Genomic DNA, 6,920 nt, shown 5'->3' on the forward strand with positions numbered 1-6,920 from the left:
CCTCTTTGGAGAGCAGGTTGTCCTCTTGTTCCTTGGCGCTCATGTACTCCTCCCTGTCGCGTCGAAAGGTAGCTCAGGTCGCTGCGCAGGGCAATCGAGCTTCTCTCGCTCATCGTCGACTTGCCCAGGTTTTGTAACCAATTACTTCTTGGGAAGCTCGGTGAGGGCGGTCGCCGTCTGGATGGCGGTGGCGACCTCGGGAACGATGCCCTTTTCCACGTAGATCGGGAGCACCTGCTCTCGAAGCGCGGGAATCTGTCTAAAGAAGGCGGCGGCCGACACGAGGCATCCGACCCCTCCGAGGAGTACTGTAATCGGTGCTCCGATCGCGTTGGCGAGAGCACCCGCAAGAAGACTCCCGACGGGCGTGACTCCGAGAAAGGCGACAGCGTACAAGCTCATGACGCGTCCGCGCTTGTCGTCCTCGACGATCGTCTGCAGCACCGTGTTGGAGGAGGCGGTGAGGACGAGAATTCCGAATCCCACGAGCGCCATCAGCGGCAATGAGAGCCAGACCGCCCTCGATTGCGAGAAGGCGGCAAGAGATACGCCGGACAGGGCGCCCATCGCCGCGATGAGCCGACCGAGACCGCGGACCGTTTTCCGAGATGCGAGATAGAAGGCACCGAGAAGCGCCCCGACGCCGGAGGCCGCCATCAGAAATCCCAGGGTGGACGGACCCCCGCCGAGCACGTCCCGGGCGAAGACCGGCATCAACACCGCGTGAGGCATGCCCAGGAGGCTGATGACGGCAATGAGCGCCAGCATCGCGCGGATGGGGGCGAATCCAAACGCATAAGAGATTCCTTCTTGAATGCCGCGAAGCACGGCTGGAGATTTCGCTCTTCCCACCGGAGGCCGAACGTGGATGGCGAGCAGCGAAGCGACGACGGCAAGGTAGCTGAATCCGTCGATGAGAAAGCAATAACCCTCTCCCACCGAAGCGATGAGGATGCCTCCGATTGCCGGTCCCACCAGGCGGGCGGCGTTGAACATCGAGGAGTTCAGAGCGATCGCATTGGGAAGGTCTTCGTTTCCTTCGACGAGATCGATGACGTAGCTCTGCCTCGCCGGTACGTCGAGAGCGTTCAGCAATCCCTGAAAGACGCTCAAGATGACGATGTGGGTGACGGTGATCACCTGGGAGAGCGCGAGAACGGCGAGAGTGAACGACTGCAGCATGGAAAGGGCCTGGGTAGCGATCAGAATGCGGCGACGGTCCCAGCGATCGACGAGGGCGCCACCCAGGGGCGCGAGGAAGAACATTGGAATCTGGCCGGCGAAGCCCAGAACTCCGAGAAGAAAAGCCGAGTCGGTCAAACGGTAGACGAGCCAGCTCGTGGCGGCTCGGCTCAGCCACGTGCCGACGAGGGAAATCCCCTGCCCCACGAAGAAGAGGCGGTAGTTCCGGTGTCTCAGGGCGCGAAGAAGCGAGCTCAAGCCAGGCCTTGCCGCCGGCAGGCGCGCATCGTCCATCGATAAAGCCTAACCGGTCCCCGGTGTGCTTCTCCACTCGACCGACTCCTGACGGGCGCGGATAGCCGTTAGAATCGCCGGGATGCGTACTTTTGCCCTGCTGATTACAATGCTTGCTTCAACAAGCGCTCCTTGTCTCATGACGACCGCGGTTTCCGCACAAGACGAAAACGACTCCAAGAACGATCTGGCGCTGGTGGGAGGGACGTTCTATGTCAGTCCCACCGACGAGCCCATATACGACGGTACCGTGCTCATCCAGGGCGGGAAGGTCGTCGAAGTGGGTCGTCGGGCCTCCGTGCCGCTCCCTCGGGTGACTCCGTCGCTCGATTGTTCTGGCCTCGTCGTTACCGCAGGGTTCTGGAACAGTCACGTGCACCTGTTCGAGAGAAAGTGGGCGAGCGCCGCGACCATTCCCGAGGCGGAGCTCGAACGACAGCTTTCGGACACGTTCGCGCGCTACGGGTTCACCAGCGTCTTCGACATCGGGTCCATGTGGGAGAACACGCGGCGAATCCGCGATCGCATCGAGTCAGGAGAGGTAGCCGGACCGCGAATTCGCTCGACCGGTGAGGCGTTGGTGGCACCCAGTGCCATCCCGGAGGAGAGAATCCTCGGCATCCTGGGCTTCATGGCGTTTCCCGCTCCCGAGATCGTCGACGCCGCCCAGGCAGCGACGGCGGCGAGAAGACTTCTCGACGAGGGTGTCGATGCGATCAAAGTTCATTTGCAGGCTCCTCCACCTCCCAATCCGCCGTTTCCCGAGAGCGGCATCGAGGCCGCCGTTCGCGAAGCGCATCGCTCGGGCAAGCCCGTCTTCGTTCATCCAAACACCGGCGCCGATGTGCTCGCCTCCGTTCGAGCCGGTGCCGATGTCATCGCCCACACGACTCCCCGTTCCGGTCCGTGGGAGGAATGGACGCTCGAAGCGATGAATGCTCGCCAGGTGGCGCTCACGCCGACTCTCACTCTATGGAAGTCCGCGATGCGCCACGACCGCATCTCGGTTCAGGAACAGCTCGTGGAAACGGCCATCGGTCAATTGCGCGCGTGGCTCGCCAAGGGAGGGACGGTTCTGTTCGGAACCGATCTGGGCGCCGTCGACTACGATCCTGTGGAGGAATACGTCTTGATGGCCGAAGCGGGAATGAGCTTCCGGCAGATTCTTGCTTCTCTGACGACGACGCCAGCGGAGCGATTCGGAGCCGGGCAAACCGGGCGCATCGCCCGAGGCCAGGACGCGGATCTCGTCGTTCTCTCGGGCGATCCTTCCGACGACATCCGAGCGCTCGCTGCCGTCCGCTACACGATCCGAACGGGAAAGATCCTCTATCGCGCGAAGGAATGACGTTCGGGCTCGCGCACACCGCGACGGTCTTGCTACGCCGCCTTCCGCTCCGACTGCCTCCTGCTATCGGGCCAAGGCATCATCGACATGATTTCACCCGTTGCCCAGGAGCTCGAGAAGATCAGCGCCAAAGGGAGCCATACGCCGGCGACGCTCGTGAACATCGAGAAGCTCTTCTCGATGGCACCGGCGACGATCACGAGATCCAATACTGCCACGATCGCCGTCCACCCGAGCGCGGTGGGCAACGGGTCGCGAGCCCCATGGGCACGGAAGTAGCTCCAGGCGACCGCAACGAAGAAGAGCGGTGCGGCGATCGCGTGGAGGACCAGCGCGGCGTTGAGGCTCACGAGGCCGAGAAGAAGACCCATCGTGGCCGCGCACAGTGCCCAGCCGACGATGCCATGGGCCAAAAGGCGCGGGAGAGAACGGGCGCCGGGCTCTGTGGGCGTTCCCGGAACCGCATCGGGAAGCTGGCGCGCTAGATCGGCCGCCCAGGCGTTGATGCGGTCGGCATTCCGCCAGTCGCCGCTCATGGTCTTGGCCATCGCGCTCGCGGGAAAGCCCTTGACGTCGGGCTCGAGCCGGCCCCCGAAGGTGATGTGCCCTTTCGCGCCGACCCGATCGGCGAGAGCGGCGACTTGTCGGGTGGCGGGGATGTCTTCACGGTCGGCGGAATCGTCGAGCGGCCCGCTCGAGAAGAACCAGACGGGGATGCTGCGTAGCCGCTCGACGTTGCGGCGCACGAACCGCCGCGCGTTGCCCGCCCAGCGGTTCGCGTAGAGCGCTCCGCCGACGATCGCCGCATCGAATTTCTCGAGCTCGCGAACCTCGTTCACCGGCACGGCGACGACGTCGTACCCGCGCCGTTCGAGAGCTTCTCCGAGGATGCGGCCGATTCCTTCCGTACCACCATGTTTCGAGCCCCAGGTGACGAGCACGCGCATGTTCGTTCTCCATCGACAAGGGCGACAGCGCCGCCACTACGCCGTTAATTGATGCAGCCTGCGTGCCAGAGAGTTTCCTCTCGAAATCGGCGCCTCGACGTTCTGTCCGGCCTCTCTTCTGGGTCCGGTGCCCCATGTCGTGCGGCAACAGCCGCACGACGACGGCGCTAGAGGACACAACAAAAAACCCCCGGGGTCGCCCCCGGGGGTATCCTGTTTCGAGAGTTGGCTTTCTTCAGCCCTGCTCGCTAGAACTCCCAGCGGACTCCGAACCGCACGATCCGCGGATCCAGAATGGCTATCACTTCGTGATAGCGGCTGCCCGAGCGGTTGCGGGCATTGGTGACCACACCGGAGTTGGTCAGGTTGAAGAAGTCCACCATGCCGGTAACCCGTCCGGGAGCCCCGAGAGCGAACGACTTCTCGAAGCGGAGATCGAGGATCCCGACGTTCGGGGCCCGATTCGCATTAAACGCCTCGGCCGGAATCAACTCCGCTCCAGCATTCGGAAGGTTCACGCTGAGCTCGCGGGCGTAGTTATAGCCACTCTGGAGCTTGAAGGACGCGCTCACACCAACCTCGTAGGGGAACATGTAACGTCCCACGAGCTTGTAGTTCCAGAACGTCGTTTCCCCCTGCCCGAGGTAGCGCTGGTTTGGCCGCCAGAGCCAGGTGGTGAGCGTCGGTCTCAGCGATCTGAGGACTCCGAGCCCGCTGGTCGAGCTAGCGGCCCGCAGCCAGTCGGTGAGCCAGCTGTGCTCGTACGACGTCAGGAGGAGCCACTTCTCGCTGAATCGCTTGTTCACCCCGATCTCGAACGTGTGGTAGTTCCCCGAGTTGTCCGGCATTCCCTCGATGTTTCCCGGATTCGTCATGACTCGATCGCTGCCGATCCCTGCCGGGCGATCGACGAGCTCGATGACTTGATCGTCTCCCGTCCCACGAACGTTGTCGGCGCCGGCGTCGTTGTAGGTGAAGGGGATCGAGTACTCATTGTAACGAGCGAGATCCACCTCACCCCAGCCGTTTCGACGGTTCTTGTACACGTACGAGCCTCGAACCGAGAAATTCTCCCGAAGCTCGTGCTCGACGTGGAAGGATGCCTCGTCCCCGAACGCATTTTCGAGGGCGCGGTCGACGCGCACGAATCCCGCCCCACCTCGCGTTCTCAAAAAGGCTCCCAGCTCGGGTGAGCTCGCGAGAGAGCCATCGGGCCCGGGATCGAGAAGGAGGTTTCCGTTCAGATCGTTGAACCGGTACTGGCGCTCCGCCTCACCCACCGGGTTCTCGAGAGAGCCGATGTCGGTCGAGGGGTTGAAATAGAACCGGCCCCAGAAGCCCTTCACCACGGTCTTTCCCTGGCCAGTCAAGTCGTAGGCGAAACCGAGGCGAGGCCCGATCGAGGTGAGCGTGGCCACATCGGTCGATGGTGTCGTCACCGGCGCGAAGAAGTCTCCCTGCTCCGGTGTGAAGCTCTGCTCCGGCCAGCTGATCGAGTAGCGATCGAAACGCACGCCAAGATTCAGTGTGAGCCGGCTGTTGAGCGTCCAGGAGTCCTGGGCGTAGAACGCCGTTCCGAAGGTGTCGTTGATCCCTTCGTTGGGGGTGTTGTAGATCCAGACCTCTTCCGGGACCCCGTTACGGTCGCGGTACCAGATGTTCTCCGGCTGGAACCGGAGGAACTTCCGTTGCTCCCTCTGGATTTCCGTGCCGAACTTGAAGCTGTGACTCCCGCCCCAGTCATCCTTGAAGTACGACACGCTTCCCGAGAACTGCGGTTTGAGCGTCGTCCGGTCGTGGTAGTAGGACTGCGCGCCGGAATGCTGCTCGGTCGCTAGGTCCACTCTACCAATGGGAACTCCTTCGGTAGAAGTACTTTGCGTCGAGCTCGGGAAGAGCGGAAAGTAGTTTCCCCAATAGGCGTACTGAAAGTCCAAGAAAACCTGTTCGTTCGGTACGCTGGTCCATTCCACCTTCATCGGGCGGTTCTTGGAGCTCTGATACCAGGCGGTCTCCGTGGGAACGGCGAGTGACAACTCCCGTAGGGGCTGCAACTTCGTCCTCTGGTTGAAAAAGCCGATGATCTGGTTTCTGGCGTCGATCTGGTACGTGCCCTTCACGGTGTAGTTGACCAGCTGGCTCTGGGCCTCCTCGTTGGGAAGTCCGGTGATTACCTTGTACTGGTTGTTGTCTCGGTAGCCGGCGAAGAACCACGCTTTGCCCTTTACGATCGGGCCGCCGCCATTGACGTTGAAGTCGTACTGCTTGGTGATTTGGTTTCCCCGAGTGATGCCGTCGGGGGGCGAGACATAGCCGTCCTGCACTCCGCCACCTCCCGCAAGCTCCGAAGGCACGTTGTTCCAGATCGTGCCATCCCCTTCGTAGTCGTAGTAGACGTTCGCCGAGAAGTTGTCCCCTCCCGATTTCACCGTCAGGTTCAGGAACGCCCCCGGGCCGGTCTGCTCGCCCATGTTCCCCGCGCCGCCGATGGAGAACTCCTCGAAGCTTCCGAAGTCGAAGTATCCCGCGTTCGCGTCCTGTCCCTCGGTGACGTTGATGCCCTCGAGGAGCGTCTTGTTCTGGCCCTCGAACCCGTAAGTGGAGTAACCCGTCTGGGTTCCGGTGTGCGAGCCTCCGACGTCATAAGACGTCATGTGAAACCCCGGCGCCTGAGCCATCGCGGCCCAGATGTCACGGGCGTTCGGAATGTCCTGCATGAGCTCCCTGGTGAAGCTCGTCCCCACGTTGGTGTTCTTCACATCCACGACCGGAGATTCCCCGGTGATGGTCAAGGTCTCCTCGACCCCGGCGAGAGGCATCTGAATGTTGATGGTTACGGTCGTGGCCAGACCGACTCGGATCTCCTCGCGCCGAACGGTCTGAAAACCAGGAAGCTCGTAAACCAGCGTGTACAGGCCGGTGGGAAGAGCCGGGAACCGATAGCTGCCGTCGGATCCGGTCACCACGACCTGCGGCTGAATGAGAGCGGGACCCGAGACGGTGACGGTGACGCCGGGGAGAACACCTCCCGTGTTGTCCGTCACCACTCCGTCGATACGGCCGCGCAGCTCCTGTGCGGTGGCCGCGCCTGCGACGACCGCCAGTACGACGAACAGGCAAGTCAAGAACCTGCCAGACATCTTCATATT

The 6,920-nt window shown here is 62.4% G+C and carries 4 protein-coding genes; 1 reads left to right on the top strand and 3 read right to left on the bottom strand.

Translation table 11 applies throughout. The features are described from left to right. Positions 1–141: 141 nt before the first annotated feature. Positions 142–1,476 (bottom strand): MFS transporter, encoded by a 1,335-nt coding sequence (locus tag VEK15_25640; protein ID HXV64108.1) that lies wholly within the window; start codon positions 1,474–1,476, stop codon positions 142–144. Between the two features lie 139 nt (positions 1,477–1,615). Here VEK15_25640 and VEK15_25645 point away from each other — a divergent pair, with 139 nt between their 5' ends. Next, a complete protein-coding gene (locus VEK15_25645; protein HXV64109.1) occupies positions 1,616–2,824 on the top strand; it encodes an amidohydrolase family protein in 1,209 nt (402 codons plus the stop codon). Positions 2,825–2,856: 32 nt separating this feature from the next. Here the strand turns inward: VEK15_25645 and VEK15_25650 are convergent, their stop codons facing one another. Both VEK15_25650 and VEK15_25655 read right to left on the bottom strand, forming a co-directional pair. Continuing rightward, on the bottom strand, positions 2,857–3,771 hold the full coding sequence (locus VEK15_25650; GenBank protein HXV64110.1) for a flavodoxin domain-containing protein: 915 nt from the start codon (positions 3,769–3,771) through the stop codon (positions 2,857–2,859). A 248-nt stretch (positions 3,772–4,019) separates the two neighbouring features. After that, positions 4,020–6,920: TonB-dependent receptor (locus VEK15_25655; protein HXV64111.1), on the bottom strand; the 2,901-nt coding region annotated here is incomplete at its 5' end.

It is taken from the genome of Vicinamibacteria bacterium (assembly GCA_035620555.1).
Classification (GTDB): Bacteria; Acidobacteriota; Vicinamibacteria; order Marinacidobacterales; family SMYC01; genus DASPGQ01.

What these genes read in the sequence shown, in the direction of transcription:
- VEK15_25640 (HXV64108.1), bottom strand. Translation starts at nt 1,476, where the DNA reads ATGGACGATGCGCGCCTGCCGGCGGCAAGGCCTGGCTTGAGCTCGCTT.
- VEK15_25645 (HXV64109.1), top strand. Translation starts at nt 1,616, where the DNA reads ATGACGACCGCGGTTTCCGCACAAGACGAAAACGACTCCAAGAACGAT.
- VEK15_25650 (HXV64110.1), bottom strand. Translation starts at nt 3,771, where the DNA reads ATGCGCGTGCTCGTCACCTGGGGCTCGAAACATGGTGGTACGGAAGGA.